General features: G+C 64.8%; 13 protein-coding genes. 3 read left to right on the top strand and 10 right to left on the bottom strand.

Annotation, left to right across the window (positions count from 1 at the left end; all coding sequences use genetic code 11):
- Positions 1-8: 8 nt before the first annotated feature.
- The gene (gene lhgO, locus R6258_RS00790; protein ID WP_318446281.1) at positions 9-1,205 is read right to left on the bottom strand and encodes an L-2-hydroxyglutarate oxidase; all 1,197 of its coding nucleotides are present in this window, start codon (positions 1,203-1,205) and stop codon (positions 9-11) included.
- 221 nt (positions 1,206-1,426) lie between these two features.
- Between lhgO and R6258_RS00785 the strand changes: the two genes are divergently transcribed.
- Complete coding sequence (locus R6258_RS00785) at positions 1,427-2,146, top strand: hypothetical protein (RefSeq protein WP_318446278.1); 720 nt, start codon at positions 1,427-1,429, stop codon at positions 2,144-2,146.
- Positions 2,143-3,216, top strand: a complete 1,074-nt coding sequence (locus R6258_RS00780) for a glycosyltransferase (RefSeq protein ID WP_318446276.1) — start codon at positions 2,143-2,145, stop codon at positions 3,214-3,216. Before R6258_RS00785 ends, R6258_RS00780 begins: the two co-directional genes overlap by 4 nt.
- An 80-nt stretch (positions 3,217-3,296) precedes the next feature.
- Here R6258_RS00780 and R6258_RS00775 read toward each other — a convergent pair whose 3' ends face one another.
- The 6 genes from R6258_RS00775 to R6258_RS00750 all read right to left on the bottom strand — a co-directional run bounded on the left by R6258_RS00775 (position 3,297) and on the right by R6258_RS00750 (position 9,792).
- Positions 3,297-4,715: a mannose-1-phosphate guanylyltransferase/mannose-6-phosphate isomerase gene (locus R6258_RS00775; RefSeq protein WP_318446274.1), complete on the bottom strand. Its 1,419-nt coding sequence runs from the start codon at positions 4,713-4,715 to the stop codon at positions 3,297-3,299.
- 81 nt (positions 4,716-4,796) lie between these two features.
- Positions 4,797-5,807, bottom strand: coding sequence for an Ldh family oxidoreductase (locus tag R6258_RS00770; RefSeq protein WP_318446273.1), 1,011 nt, complete (start codon positions 5,805-5,807; stop codon positions 4,797-4,799).
- The gene (locus tag R6258_RS00765; RefSeq protein WP_318446271.1) at positions 5,804-6,733 is read right to left on the bottom strand and encodes a hydroxyacid dehydrogenase; all 930 of its coding nucleotides are present in this window, start codon (positions 6,731-6,733) and stop codon (positions 5,804-5,806) included. Before R6258_RS00765 ends, R6258_RS00770 begins: the two co-directional genes overlap by 4 nt.
- Positions 6,734-6,752: 19 nt before the next feature.
- Entirely contained in the window at positions 6,753-7,238 is a 486-nt protein-coding gene (locus R6258_RS00760) for a tripartite tricarboxylate transporter TctB family protein (protein WP_318446269.1), read from the bottom strand.
- Positions 7,235-8,752, bottom strand: coding sequence for a tripartite tricarboxylate transporter permease (locus tag R6258_RS00755; RefSeq protein ID WP_318446267.1), 1,518 nt, complete (start codon positions 8,750-8,752; stop codon positions 7,235-7,237). The genes R6258_RS00760 and R6258_RS00755 overlap by 4 nt, the downstream gene beginning before the upstream one ends.
- 53 nt (positions 8,753-8,805) lie before the next feature.
- Entirely contained in the window at positions 8,806-9,792 is a 987-nt protein-coding gene (locus tag R6258_RS00750; protein WP_318446265.1) for a tripartite tricarboxylate transporter substrate binding protein, read from the bottom strand.
- A gap of 231 nt (positions 9,793-10,023) precedes the next feature.
- On the opposite strand from R6258_RS00750, the gene R6258_RS00745 reads away from it, so the two are divergent.
- Entirely contained in the window at positions 10,024-10,749 is a 726-nt protein-coding gene (locus tag R6258_RS00745) for a GntR family transcriptional regulator (protein WP_318446263.1), read from the top strand.
- 39 nt (positions 10,750-10,788) lie between these two features.
- On the opposite strand, the gene R6258_RS00740 is transcribed toward R6258_RS00745, so the two are convergent.
- Genes R6258_RS00740 through hisD form a run of 3 tightly spaced genes read right to left on the bottom strand, consistent with a single transcriptional unit; the run spans position 10,789 to position 13,891 of the window.
- On the bottom strand, positions 10,789-11,778 hold the full coding sequence (locus tag R6258_RS00740; protein WP_318446261.1) for an alcohol dehydrogenase catalytic domain-containing protein: 990 nt from the start codon (positions 11,776-11,778) through the stop codon (positions 10,789-10,791).
- Between the two features lie 37 nt (positions 11,779-11,815).
- Positions 11,816-12,577 (bottom strand): SDR family NAD(P)-dependent oxidoreductase, encoded by a 762-nt coding sequence (locus tag R6258_RS00735; protein ID WP_318446259.1) that lies wholly within the window; start codon positions 12,575-12,577, stop codon positions 11,816-11,818.
- Positions 12,578-13,891, bottom strand: coding sequence for a histidinol dehydrogenase (gene hisD / locus R6258_RS00730; RefSeq protein ID WP_318446257.1), 1,314 nt, complete (start codon positions 13,889-13,891; stop codon positions 12,578-12,580). It abuts the gene before it with no gap.
- Between the last annotated feature and the right edge of the window lie 20 nt (positions 13,892-13,911).

Here is a 13,911-nt window from a genome sequence, read left to right as displayed (position 1 = left end):
TGCACAGCTCACGCTTCGACCAGTTCTTTGACCTTGGCGATGACGTGCGCGCCGATGGGAATCGCCGAGGTCGCCGCCGGCGAGGGAGCGTTGCAGACGTTGACGGTACGCTTGGTATTGACGAAGAGGAAGTCGTCGATCAGCTTGCCACCGTCGGACACCGCCTGGGCGCGCACCCCGGCCGGATACGGCTGAAGATCGTCGAGGGTCAGATTCGGGCAATACTTGCGCACCTCCTGCAGATAGCCCTTCTTGAACAGCGAGTTCTTCATCTCGATCAGCCCGGGCCGCAGATTGGCCATGAGCACCTTGAGCACGCCCGGGTTGGCGAGCATCGTCAGACTGTCGCGCACCGACACGTCGCGCTTGTGATAGCCCTCGCGCTTGAAAGCCAGCACGGCGTTGGGCCCTACCGTCACGCTGCCGTCGATCATGCGCGTGAGATGGACGCCGAGAAACGGCATCGAGGGATCGGGAATCGGGTAGATCAGATGGTTGACGATGTCGTTGTGAGCCGGGGGCAGCCTGTAGTACTCGCCGCGAAACGGGCAGATCGTGAAACCGGGCTTGACGCCGAGCATGCGCACCACGCGATCCGCCATCAGCCCGGCACAGGAGATCAACTGGCGGGTGGTGAAACTACCCCGCGAGGTTTCCACCACGACCTCCTCGCGACGCTCCTCGAGCCCGGTCACCGCCGTCGAGCAGCGGATCTCGCCGCCGGCCGCCTCGAAGCGCTCGCCCATGGCAGCCGCCACCCGGGCGTAATCGACGATACCGCTGGACGGCACGAAGATCCCGCCGACGCCGGTGATGTTGGGTTCCCGTTCGCGCAGCGCTTCGGCCGACAGCCACTCCCGTTCCAGGCCATTGGCCGCGGTGCGCTCCCATAGCGCCTGCATGCGTTGCATCTCGAGCTCGTTGGTCGCAACCAGCAGCTTGCCGCACACCTCGAAGGGAATAGCGTGCTCCTCGCAGAACGCCTTGGTGGCACGATTGCCCTCCAGGCAGAAGCGCGCCTTGTGGCTGCCCGGCGTGTAGTAGACACCGGCATGGATGACGCCGCTGTTGTGGCCGGTCTGGTGCTGCGCCGGCCCGCTCTCCTTTTCGACCACCAGCATTCGCCGGCCGGGATAGGCCTTGATCAACTGCATCGCGGTGGAAAGACCGAGAATACCGCCGCCTATGATGATGAAATCGTACACGCGCGCCTCTGCATCGGGTTTGAGCCAGAACGACGAGTCTATCCTATTAGCGGTTGCGTGCGGCCGCTATAGCATTGGCTTGATGCCGGCGTCGCCCGGGCATCGGGCATCGCCAATCGCCAGGCAACCGGCGTCCACTACCCGCTTCCTGGCCGGCTTGACTTTCCCCGGCGGGGTCACGAGGATTGCCGACTCCTTTAATAGCCTATCAAGCGAAGCCCATGACCTTTCACCGAGTCAGCCTGGATGGTGTGTCGCGCTGGTACCTGATACGCAATCTCGCCTCGCTGCCGGCGAAGGCATCTCTGAGCCACCCGGCGGCGATGGTCACGCTCGAACAGGTCGGCAGCAGCGCCTTCTATCTCGACGAAGCCGGCGGCTCGCTGTACAAGCTGGTCCGCGACAAGTACGACTGGCGCAAGCAGACCGCCAAGTGGCTATTGCGCGATCTGCTCGATAAGCGGCTGAGTGGACGCTCCGCGGCCGCGCGCGAATACCGCAGCAACCGCATCATTCGCCGCGCGGGACTGAGGACGATCGCTTGCCGGGGCCACGGGATAGCGATCAACCCCTGCAATCCGCTGGGCTCGTTATATGCCATGGAGTATCTCGACGAAGCCCGCTCGGGCGAGCGTCATTTCCTCGCACAGGACGAAGACGGCCGTTGCGCTTTTCTACTACGCATGTGCGATGAAGCCCTTCGGTTGATCGCCCATGGCTATGCCCACCGCGACTTCCATTTCGGAAATGTACTGGTCGACGCCCAGGGCGAATTGATCTGGATCGACACGCATGTTCGTCGACTCCCGCAAACCCACGCCCGGCGGCAGGCCTGTCTCGAGGCGATGCTCAGTCCCACCAAGCTAAAGGGCGAGAAGTATCGCCAACTCGCTCTCGAACATATTCGCGGCGCGCTGGAAAACACAAAGGGCCCTCTATGAATACGCAACGCTTCGCCTTCGTCATCGAAGATCTTTACGGAGGGGGCGCCGAGAAATCGCTGCTCTATACCGCCGACGGCCTGCGTCAGCGAGGCAATCAGGTCAAGGTGTTCATCCTGCGCGAACGGATCGAGCATCGCATCCCCGAGGGGCTGGAGATCGTCAATCTCGAAGCCGTCAACCGCTTCACCAAGTTGTTCTCGAATCCGCTGGTCGAGCAGTGGCAGGCACGCCGCATCGCTCGCGCCCTGGATGCCTTCGCCCCCGACGTGATCATTTCCTGCTCCTGCGACAAGATCACCCGCCACCTGCGCGACCCGAATCTGCATTTCTGGATAAAGAGCGACATTTCGGCCAAGTTCAGCGATCCCAAGCAGCGCGCCAAGGCCTTCGCCAAGGTGCATCGCTTCTATACCGGGCGCAAGGTCATCGCCGTCTCCCAGGGAGTGAAGAACAATCTCGTCGATGTCATCGGCCTCGAGGCCGGCGAGATACGCGCGATCTACAATCCCTACGAGCGGGAGCCATTCCTGGCGATGGCCGACGAGCCGGCGGAGTTGCCCGAGGGCGACTATCTCATCAACGTCGGCACCTACGAGCCGCGCAAGCGCCATGACAGGCTGCTGCGCGCCTACAAGGCCAGCGGCGTGACCACGCCGCTGATGCTCCTGGGCAAGGGCAAGGGCGATCAGGAAGCCCGGCTGAGGGCCTTGATCGATGAGCTCGGCCTCACCGAACGGGTCATTCTGCCCGGCTACCAGACCAACCCCTATCCGTTCATCCGCCACGCCAAGGCGCTGGTGCTGAGCTCGGATTCCGAAGGGCTGCCCCGTGCGCTGATCGAGGCGCTACTACTGGGCACGCCGGTGGTCAGTGTCGACTGCCCCTCAGGCCCCCGCGAGATCCTGCGCGGCACGCTGGCGCCGTTCCTGGTGCCGATGCACGACGAGGCCGCTCTCGCCGAGGCCATCGCCACCATGGACGCGGCGCCGATCACGGTCACCGAGGAGCACTACCGGCCCTTTCTCAAGGAAACCGTATTGCCGCAGTTCGAAGCGTTAGCCACCTAAGAGAAAACCAACCTTGAATGCAGACGCGACGCTATGGGACGCCCACGCCTCGCGGCTCGTCGACCCACTCACGTTACTCATTATTCCCGTCGGTAGCTGTCGTCAAGACGCTGGATGTCGTCTTCACCGAGATAGCTGCCGCTTTGCACCTCGATCATTTCAAGGTCGATGTGCCCGGGATTTTCGAGCCGATGCACCATGCCCAGCGGAATATAGGTCGACTGGTTTTCGGTGAGCAGAAAGCATTCGTCGCCGCGCGTGACTCGCGCCGTGCCGGAAACGACGACCCAGTGCTCGGCGCGATGATGGTGCTTCTGCAGCGAAAGCCGGCCGGTCGGACGGACGCGGATATATTTGACCTGAAATCGCGGCCCACGGTGCAGACGCTCGTAGGAGCCCCAGGGACGATAGACGCGGCGGTGGATCTCGCCCTCCTCGCGCCCTTGGGCCCGCAAGCGAGCCACCAATCCCTTGACCGCCTGGCTCTGTTCTCGATCAGCGACCAGTACCGCATCGGCGGTCTCGACGACTATCAAACCGCTGACACCCAACGCCGCCACCAGCCGCGACTCGCTGTATATCAACGACTCCTCGACCGCCTCGATCAGCACGTCGCCAGCCAGCGCATTGCCGTGCTTGTCATGCTCGGCACTCTCCCATAGCGCCTGCCAGGAGCCCACATCCGACCACCCCGAGGCCAGCGGTACCACCGCCACCCGATCGGTACGCTCCATGACCGCGTAATCAATGGAGTCGGCCGGGCAGGCAAGGAATCTCGTCGTCTCGACACGCATGAAATCGAGATCCACATGCAGCCCGTCCCAGGCGGCAGTCACGGCGTCGAAAATGGCTGGGCACCAGCTCGAGAGTTCCTCGAGGTAGCGATCGGCGCGCATCGTGAACATGCCGCTGTTCCAAAGATGGCGACCCTCGCGAACGAAGCGTTCGGCAGTTTCGCGATCCGGCTTCTCGACGAAGCGCATGATGGGGCGAGCCTCCGTCGCTTCGATGGCCGTGGCGATGTCGCCGTCGATCTCGATATAACCGTAGCCCGTCTCCGCGGTATGGGGCCTCACCCCCAGTGCCACCAGTTGCCCTGAGCGGGCCGCCGTCTCGGCCGGTACCAGAACGGCGTGCAGCGCTGCGGGATCGGCCAGATAATGATCCGCCGGCAACACCAACAGGCAGCCCTCGGGATCGCGCCTACTCTGGCACAGTGCCGCCAGGGCGATCGCCGGTGCAGTGTTGCGCCCTTCTGGCTCGAGAATAATGTCGGCCGTGACACCGATCTCGCGCAACTGCTCGGCGACCAGGAAGCGATGGTCCTGCTGACAGACCACGATGGGCCGCGCCATGGCCTGACCGGCAAGACGCTCGAGGGTCGCCTGAAGCAGGCTTGACGCGCCCAACAGCGGTTGAAACTGCTTGGGGTGTGCGGCGCGTGACAGTGGCCAGAGACGGGTGCCGCTACCGCCGGCGAGTAAGACGGGCGTAAGCATGACAGTCTCCTTATCGGCCGGGCTCGAAAGTTTTCTCGACACTAGCCCGGCCGGCTCTTCCCTGCCAATCCGTCTTTGCTGTCAGGTAGGTCGGACGCGTCCATTTTCTTGATAGCCCGCCACCTCCTCGACCAGGGCGTCGGGCAGTTCGATCGTCTCGCTATGCCTGGCGCGGGTGGCGAAGCGCCGCGCCCCCGGCAGCCGTACGCCGGGCTGAGCCAGCATCTCGTCGAACAGCGCTTCGGCATGCGCGAGATAACCGGCGGCGAACCGCTCCGGATCGAACACCAGCAGCAGATGGGCCACACTGGGTGGCTCGCCCTCGGCGTCAAAGAACGAACCGGCCTGGAAGCCGAAGTGGCTGCCGGTCAGCCCGGCGGTCAGCAGCTCCACCATCAGCGCCAGCGAGGCACCCTTGGCGTCGCCGGCCGGCACCATGCTGCCGGCGATGGCCGCATCGGCATCGGTCGTCGGCCTTCCCTGCGTATCCAGCGCCCAGCCCTCGGGTATGGGCTCGCCGGCTTTCTTGGCCAGCATTACCTTGCCGCGCGCCACCTTCGACAGCGACAAGTCGATGACCAGTGGCTCGGCATTTGCTCGCGGCGCGGCAAAGGCGATGGGATTGGTGCCGTAGAGCGGGCGGTTGCCGCCCCAGGGCGCCATCGCCGAGGGCGCGTTACTGAAGGCCATCGCCATCAGCCCCTCGCGGGCCAAGCGTTCCACCGGGTAGCCCGCCACTCCGAAATGGTGCGAACGGCCAATCGCCACGGCGACCATGCCCAGCTCGCGGGCCAGCGGGATGGCGCTTTCCACGCCCCGGGCGATCGCCGGAAAGGCCAACCCGTGCTGGGCGTCGATACGGATCACCGAGCCTTCGATGGCGACTTCGGCCCGTGCCCCGGCGACGATCTTGCCGCTGCGCGCCTGGTCCAGATAGAACGGCAGCCGCGACAGCCCATGCGAGGCCAGGCCGTCGCGATCGGCCATCACCAGAGCGCCGGCAGTGACCTCGGCTTCCCAGCTCGGCACGCCGACCGCGCTCAGCGCGGCGATCGCCAGCGCATGGGCCGCGTCGATCGACAGCATGGTCATATAGTCACCCCCAGCGCACGGCGTACATTGTCGACGGTTATCCAACTGATGCGCTCGTTGGATTCATGGGTGACCCCGGCAATGTGCGGCGTGGCGATCAGCCCCTCGAGGCCGGCCAGCGGCGATCCTGCAGCCAGCGGCTCCTGCTCGAAGACGTCGAGCATCGCTCCTCCCAGGTGCCCGTCGCGCAGGCTCTCGGCCAGCGCCGCTTCATCGACCACACCGCCGCGCGCAGTGTTGATCAATACGCTGCCCGGTTTCATGAGCGCCAGCGCCTCACGCCCCAGCAGATGATGGGTTCCCTCGCTCAGCGGCACATGCAGGCTCAGCGCGTCGACTCGCGGCAACAGCGCCTCGAGCGTGGTGGCACGCTCGGCCTCGTGCCAAGCGCTGTCCCGCTCATCGACGAAGGGATCGTAGGCGATGACCAACATGTCCAGGCAACGAGCGCGCCGCGCCACTTCCCGGGCGATCGCCCCGAACCCCACCAGGCCGAGGATCGAGCCCTGGGTCTCGCGGCCCATCAGCGCCTGGCGCGGCCATTCGCCGCCCACCACCCTGGCCGTCGACAGATAGGCACCTCGGCGCAACATCAACACCCCGGCCAGCACATATTCCACCACCGAGACGGTATTGCCGCCCTGGGCAGGCAGCACCTCGATGCCCCGTTCCCGGCAGGCATCCAGGTCGATATTGTCGAGCCCCACTCCCAACCGGCCTACCGCCTGCAGGTCGGGGAATTGACCGAGCAGCGCCGCATCGACCCGGGTACGGTTGCGTACGATCAGCCCGCGTACGCCCTCGCCCGAGGCCATCAGACGCTCGCGATCCTCCACCAGCGTCGGGTCGAAGCCCACCGCGAAGTCGCGCTCGAGGTCGGCCACGGCCGCCCCGTCCATGAATTCCGTGATCAGGATGTCGATCATCCGTTACCTCGCTTGTCTGTCATAGGGTGCGCCAAAGCAGACCAACCGGCAGCGGCACGTTGAGTATGATGGCGAATAGGCCGTAGAACAGGCCGATGATCAGCAGCAGCACGATCGCGTAGCCAGCGACACGCTTCGGCGTCCAGGCGTGATAGTGCGAGAGCATTACCAGGCACACCGCGCTCAATAGGCTCGACGCCAGGAATCCCAGCCACTTGAGCGCCAGGCTCCAGACCAGCAACACGGCGATCAGCCACAGCCGCCGCGCGACGCTGCCCGGCTCGGGACGCGGACGTGTCGGTCGCATCAACAGGCTGCGCAACAGCAAGGCCACGCTGAAGGCCGCCACCAGCGCGGCGATGGTGCGTGGGAAGACGCTGGCCATGATCGACATATCCTGGCTGAACCACAGCGCGCCCAGTGAAATGACCAGCATCACGAGGGCCAGGCTGGCATCGGAGCCGCGCGCCGCGACCCTCTCGGTGGGCTCGATGGATGGCTTCATGGCCGGGCCTCCTCGGATTCTTTGGGCAGCCGCCGGGCGCGGTACGTACGCCATACCGGATACAGCACCGACAGCAGCACCATCGCGATGATCGCCAATGACAGCGGCCGGCCGAAGAAGGCGCCGAAGACCGAGCCCGAAGCGTTGCCTATCAGATAGCCCTGGACGAAGCCCTGTTCGGCGATGGGCCCCAGGATCAGCCCCAGCACGATCGGCGATGGCTTGATTCCGTAACGTGCCAGCACCCAGCCGATCACTCCCAGCGCCACCATTACCACCACGTCGAACGGGTTGTTGCGGATGGCATAGGTACCGATCACCGTCATGAAGGCAATGCTCGGCACCAGCAACGCCTTGGGAATGCTGACGATCGACTTGAAGGCATAACGTCCGATCAGCAGTCCCATCGGCAGCATCAGCAACGTGGCGATGACCAAACCGCCGATGAAGGTATAGGTCACGCTGGCGTTGGTGGTGAACATCTCCGGGCCGGTCCGAAACCCCTGAACCAGCAGCGCCCCGAGAATCACCGCATCGGGCGGCGTGCCAGGAATGCCCAGCACGAAGGTGGGAATGAAACCGCCGCCCACGGTGGCGTTGTTGGCCGTTTCGGTGGCGATCACGCCGTCCGGCTCGCCATGGCCGAAGCGCTCGCTACGCTTCGAGGTACGTCGCGCCTCGGAGTACGACACCAGGCTGGCGATGGAACCACCCGCCCCCGGCAGAATGGCGACCAGCGTGCCGATCACCGCGCTGCGCGCGGCATTGAGCTTGCCGCGCCATATCAGTGCCAGCCCCTCGCCGAGGCGAATCCCCCGGCCCTTCTCGGGCGGCTGCAGATGAGCGCTGGGTGTGGCGACCAGATCGATCAAGACCGGTATGCAGTAGAGGCCGATCAGCGCCGAGATGGTCTCGATTCCGCCCAGCAGGAATTGCGAGCCGAAAGAGTAGCGAATGTCGCCGCCGATCACCGACACCCCCACCGTCGACAGCAACAAGCCGACGCCGGCGCCGATGAAGCCCTTGAGGGTCGAGCCTTCCGAGAGTGCCGAGATCAGTGTCAGGCCGAAGATCGCCAGCCAGAAGTATTCGACCGGCCCGAACCTCAGCGCGATCTGCGCCAATAGCGGCGCGAGAGTCAGCAAGGCCAGCGCCCCGACCAACCCGCCGATCACCGACGACAGCGTCGACAGGGTGACCGCCAGATCGCCGTCGCCGCGCTGGGCCATGGGATAACCGTCGAAGGTGGTCGCGATCGCCGAGGGGGTACCCGGCGTATTGACCAGTATCGCGGCATACGACCCGCCGTAGATCGCCCCGGTATAGATGGCACCGAGCATGATCAGCGCCGCCTCGGGGGGCATGCCGAACGTGACCGGTACCAGCACTGCCACGGCCATGGTCGCCGACAGGCCGGGCAAGGCGCCGATGACGATTCCGGCAGCGACACCGATGACTGCCAGCAGCAGGTTGAGGGGGGACAGCGCGGCGGCCATGAAACTCAGTGTTTCCATGAACTACCTCCGTTGAGGAACGAGTCCGCCCGGGAAACCCGGGCGGATGTCGGTCACTCGATGATCCCCATTTCGCGGGCGACCTGCTCGTATTCCTTGCTGCGCTTGGCCATGAAGGCGTCCATCTCTTCGTAGGGCACGTCGATCAGTACGAAGCCCAGATCTTCCATCTTCTGCCGGAATTCGGGGTTCTGGTTGATCTGTGAAAAGATGTCGGACAGCTTTTTGGTGATTTCCTCGGACGTTCCCTGGGGAACCGCGATGCCGCGATAGGCGCCGCCGGTCATGTCATAGCCCAGCTCCTTGAAGGTCGGCACATCGGGAAACAGCGGATGACGCTCTTCGGAAGCCACCGCCAGCATGCGCACCTTGTCGCTGTGGTTGGCGGCGGTGGTGGTGTAGCCCCACTCGGCCTTGACCTGATCGCCCAACAAGGCGGTCACTGCCGCGCCGGTGCCCTTGAACGGGATGTAGGTGGTCTTGACGTCGGCCAGCGATTCGAACCGCTGGTTGGCGATGTCGTTGGCGGATTGGGTGCCGCTACCCGAGACGGTGACGCTGCCTGGGGCCTTCTTGGCGGCGGCGATAAGATCGTCGAGCGTCTTGTAGGGGCTGTCGTTGGTGACGATCAGCGCGTCCGGTGAGTAGTGGAAGTAGTGGAAGTTCTTGAGCTCCTCGGTCGTAAAGCCCGGATCCTTGCCCATCGGCTTGAGGATGATATGCGGCAGGTTGGTGCCCATGATGGTGTAGCCGTCGCTCGCCATCTCGTTGAGCTGCGACCAACCCACGGCGCCACCGCCGCCGGCCATGTACTGGATGATCAATTGCTGGCCGGTCAACTCCTGGAAATACTGCTGCTGCAATCGGGCGCTGATGTCCGACTCGCCGCCGGGGCCGAAGGGAATGATGTATTGCACGTTGTGATCGGGATAGCCCTCGGCATCGGCTGCCAGCGCCGGGCCGGCGAAGGCAGACGCACCGAGCATGCCGGCGACCAGCGTGCTCAATCCTAATGTCTTGAAGCGTGAAGTCTGGCGCATGGTGTTCTCCGATGTTGCTGTTGTTGTGATGAGACCCTAGGGCCATTTTGGCCCCTTCCGCTGCCATTGGCCTTGGTTGTCGCTAGTTCTGGCACATGGCATCTCACTCGCAACTCATATATATGACATACTATATAAAACAGTCAAGGAGATGTCGGAATGCGCCTCCCTCGGTATAATTCGCTCAACGAATCTTCCTCCTCGCCGCTCACGAACAAGGATGTTACCTCCATGACCGCGCCGAAAGGCCCGACATTCCAGCCGCTGTACAAACAAATCAAGGACTTGCTCCTGGAACGAATCGCTTCGGGTGAGTGGCCGCCGGGGACGTTCATCCCCAGCGAAGCGGCGCTAGCGTCGAGCTACAACGTCAGCGTCGGCACCCTGCGCAAGGCACTCGACGAGTTGGCCAGTGACAATGTGGTCGTCCGCCGCCAAGGCAAGGGTACTGCTGTCGCGACCCACGATGCCGATCGGGCGCTGTTCCGTTTCTTCAACATCGTGCGCCATGACGGCGAGCGCAGCCTGCCCGTCTCGCGGGTCTTGAGTCGCCAGCGGCGTCCGGCCAACGCCGCCGAGCGGGACCTGCTGGAGCTCCCGGCCGATGCCGAAGTGATCCATGTCCGCCGGATTCGCGAACTTGCCGGGAACCCGACGCTGCTCGAGGACATCGTGCTCGACGCCGCCACCTTCGCCGCCCTCGAACAGCAACCGGAGGTCCTGCCCAATACTCTCTACAACCTCTACCAGCACCAGTACGGCGTTACCGTGGCCCATGCCGATGAGCAACTCTTCGCGGTGAGCGCCAGCGAGCGCGATGTCGCCCATCTGGGCGTCGAGATCGGCGAACCGCTGATCGAGATCCGCCGCGTCGCGCGGGACTATCAGGACACCCCGCTCGAGCTGCGAATCTCAAGGCTGACGACCCAGCAATACTGCTACGCCAGCCGCTTGTAGATACGCGGCACGGCTGACGTAAAAGACAGCCGCCGCCCCTCAGGGTGTAAGAACGATCTTCGCCGCCGCGGTCTGCCCGGCGACCAGATCGGCGAAGGCGCCCGCGCCGGCGTCCAGTGCCCGCGTCTCGACCCAGTCGAGTGGGCCCAGCGCCCCTGACGCCAGCAGGTCGACCGTGGCACGGAGATCATTCGGCGTGTAGGTGTAGGCGCCCAGCACGATGAGTTCCTTGAGGGTGACGCTGCGCATGTCGAACCGACCCTCGTTGTCCTGGAGCCCCAGATGCATCAGCGATCCGCCAGGGCGCGTCGCCTGGACGGCCATCGCACGGGTTGCCGATGCCCCAACGCAATCGAACACGGCCTCGATGCTGTCGGCATCGAGCGGCGTTTCGCGCGGATCGATCACCGTCAGCCCCGCCTTCTCGGCGGTCTCGCGCCGTAACGGATTGGTATCGGCAAGCGTCAAGTGGCGCACGCCGCGCTGTCTCAGCATCAACCCCGTCAACAGGCCGACGGCACCGGCACCGATAACCAGTGTGCTGGCCTCCGCGAGCGGTCGCGTCAGGCTGCGCTCCAGCCGGTTGATGGCGTGCAGCGCGGTCGCCGCCGGCTCGGTCAATGCCGCGGCTACCGAAGACAGGCCGTCGGGCAACTCGATCAGGCATTGATCGGGGACCACCACGCTCTCGGCGAAGGTGCCGGGCCGGTTCATGCCGAGCATGGTGCGATTGCTGCACAGGTTCTGGCGTCCCTCCAGGCAGTAGTCGCAATGACCGCAGACCACCAGTGGGTTCATGGTCACCCGCTTGCCGGCCAGCGGACCTTCGATGACCTCACCGGCTGCCTCATGCCCGAGAATCATCGGCGGCACCCGGCGCGGATCGTGACCGTGATAGGCATGCAGGTCCGAGCCGCAGATCCCCGTCGCCAGCACTCGAACTCGCGATTCGCCGACGTTGAGCGATGGCAACTCGGTATCGCGAAGTTCCATCTGCTCGGGACCGGTATAGAAAAGCGCTTGCATCATGAATGTCTCCAGTAAGCGGTAAGTAGGCCTTGCCTGCCTAACGCGCGGTGAAACCGCCATCGACGAACAGCGTCTGTCCGGTGATGTAGGCCGAGGCCGGTGAAGCCAGAAAGACCGTGGGACCGGCGATATCCTCGGCGGTGCCGTTGCGGCCGATCGCCGTGCGGGCTGCCAGTTGCTGCGCCTTGAGCGGATCGTCGAACAGGGAGGCGGTCAGCTCGGTGGGAAAGAAGCCCGGCGCGATGGCATTGGCGTTGATGCCGTCGCGCGACCAGGCCTCGGCCATGGCCCGGGTCAACTGCACGATGCCACCCTTCCCGGCCCCGTAAGGAACGCTGTCGGGAAAGGCCCGCTGCGACTGCAGCGAGGCCAGATTGATGATCCGGCCGTAGCCGCGCTCACGCATGCCAGGGACCAGCGCTCGGGCGAGAAAGAACGGCGTGCCCAGATGCAGTTGCAGGGTCAGATTCCAGCTGGCCAGGTCGACGTCGTCGACCGGCTGGCGCAGGTTGACGCCGGCGGCGTTGATCAGAACCGTCACCGCACCGAACGGTTCGGCGGCCTGACGAGCCACCGTCTCCAGCGATGTGGCATCGGCCAGGTCGGCGACCAGGACGGCCGCGCGGCCGCCTTGTCGCTCGATCTGCGCGACCGTGTCGTCGAGTGCGGCGCGACGCCGCGCCGCGACCACTACCGCCGCACCCGAGGCGGCCAGGGCCAGCGCCATGCTGCGCCCCAGCCCGCTGCTGCCACCGGTGACCAGTGCAACCTGGCCCCCAAGGTCAAAGCACGGCTTCATCTAGACCTCCTCGGTGATCGTCAGATCGAAGGTCTCGTCCGGGTAGTACTTGGCCAGCCGTACATCACCGCTGCGCGCATGCCCTTCCATACCCTCGCAGCGCGACAGCCGCGCCGTCGCCGCGGCGACGGCGCGGGTCGCCTCGCGTGACTGGCGTTGGTAGGTCACGACCTTGAGAAACTTCTCGGCACACAGGCCGCCGGTATAGCGGGCCGCGCCCTTGGTCGGCAGGATGTGGTTGGTGCCCGAGCACTTGTCGCCGAAGGCCACCGTGGTTTCCTCACCGACGAACAGCGAGCCGTAGCTGCTCAGGCGCTCGACCCACCAGTCGAGATCCTCGACCTGAAGTTCCAGATGCTCGGACGCGTAACGATCGCTGATCTCGACCACCTCGTCGCGGCTGGAGCAGATCACGATCTCGCCGTAGTCGCGCCAGGCAGCGTCGGCGGCCTTGGACTGGGTCTCCGGCAAGTCCGCAATCAACGCGGGAATTCGCGCGCTGACCGCATCGGCCAAAGCCCGCGAGGTAGTGAATAGCCAGGCCGGCGAGTCCGGACCGTGTTCGGCCTGGCCGACCAGGTCGGTGGCGACGATATGCGGGTCCGCCGAATCGTCGGCGATGATGCCGATCTCGGTGGGCCCGGCGAACATGTCGATGCCGCAACGGCCGAACAACTGCCGCTTGGCCTCGGCGACGAAGCGGTTGCCCGGCCCCACCAGGATGTCGGCGGGCTTGCCGGTGAACAGCCCGAAGGCCATCGAGGCGATGCCCTGCACCCCGCCCATCTGCAGGATGGTGTCGGCGCCCGCCAGATCCATGGCATAGAGAATCGCCGGATGAATGCCGTTCTCGTCACGCGGCACCGAGCAGGCGATCACGTTCTTGACCCCGGCGGTGCGGGCCGTCGCCACGCTCATGATCGCCGAGGCGATGTGCGCATAGCGTCCGCCCGGCACGTAGCAACCCGCGGTTTCCATGGGGATCAGCTTCTGGCCGGCGAATAGTCCCGGCGACAGCTCGGTCTCGAACTCCTGGATACTGTCGCGCTGCGCCGCGGCGAAGCGCGACACCCGCTCGTAGGCGAACTGGATGTCGGCCTTGAGCTGCTCCGGCACCTTGGCCTTCGCCGCGTCGATCTGCTCGCGACTGACCACCACGTCGCCTTCCCAGCCGTCGAGCTTGCGACAGTATTCCTTGGCCTTCGCCTCGCCCTCGGCCTCGATCTCGGCCAGCATCCGCGCCACGGTTTCCTGGGTCTGGTCGTAACCGGTCGAGGCGTTCTTCTCCGCTTTCTTGTAGTAATCGATAGTCATGCCATTGCTCCTTTGATGCT

The organism is Halomonas sp. HP20-15 (assembly GCF_033446685.1).
In the GTDB taxonomy this organism is placed as follows: Bacteria; Pseudomonadota; Gammaproteobacteria; order Pseudomonadales; family Halomonadaceae; genus Modicisalibacter.
This window is presented reverse-complemented; position numbering and strand designations above follow the sequence as displayed.

Excerpts from the sequence above, each read along its gene's own strand:
- R6258_RS00785 (WP_318446278.1), top strand. The coding sequence starts at position 1,427 with ATGACCTTTCACCGAGTCAGCCTGGATGGTGTGTCGCGCTGGTACCTG.
- R6258_RS00780 (WP_318446276.1), top strand. The coding sequence starts at position 2,143 with ATGAATACGCAACGCTTCGCCTTCGTCATCGAAGATCTTTACGGAGGG.
- R6258_RS00775 (WP_318446274.1), bottom strand. The coding sequence starts at position 4,715 with ATGCTTACGCCCGTCTTACTCGCCGGCGGTAGCGGCACCCGTCTCTGG.
- R6258_RS00770 (WP_318446273.1), bottom strand. The coding sequence starts at position 5,807 with ATGACCATGCTGTCGATCGACGCGGCCCATGCGCTGGCGATCGCCGCG.
- R6258_RS00765 (WP_318446271.1), bottom strand. The coding sequence starts at position 6,733 with ATGATCGACATCCTGATCACGGAATTCATGGACGGGGCGGCCGTGGCC.
- R6258_RS00760 (WP_318446269.1), bottom strand. The coding sequence starts at position 7,238 with ATGAAGCCATCCATCGAGCCCACCGAGAGGGTCGCGGCGCGCGGCTCC.
- R6258_RS00755 (WP_318446267.1), bottom strand. The coding sequence starts at position 8,752 with ATGGAAACACTGAGTTTCATGGCCGCCGCGCTGTCCCCCCTCAACCTG.
- R6258_RS00750 (WP_318446265.1), bottom strand. The coding sequence starts at position 9,792 with ATGCGCCAGACTTCACGCTTCAAGACATTAGGATTGAGCACGCTGGTC.
- R6258_RS00745 (WP_318446263.1), top strand. The coding sequence starts at position 10,024 with ATGACCGCGCCGAAAGGCCCGACATTCCAGCCGCTGTACAAACAAATC.
- R6258_RS00740 (WP_318446261.1), bottom strand. The coding sequence starts at position 11,778 with ATGATGCAAGCGCTTTTCTATACCGGTCCCGAGCAGATGGAACTTCGC.
- R6258_RS00735 (WP_318446259.1), bottom strand. The coding sequence starts at position 12,577 with ATGAAGCCGTGCTTTGACCTTGGGGGCCAGGTTGCACTGGTCACCGGT.
- hisD (WP_318446257.1), bottom strand. The coding sequence starts at position 13,891 with ATGACTATCGATTACTACAAGAAAGCGGAGAAGAACGCCTCGACCGGT.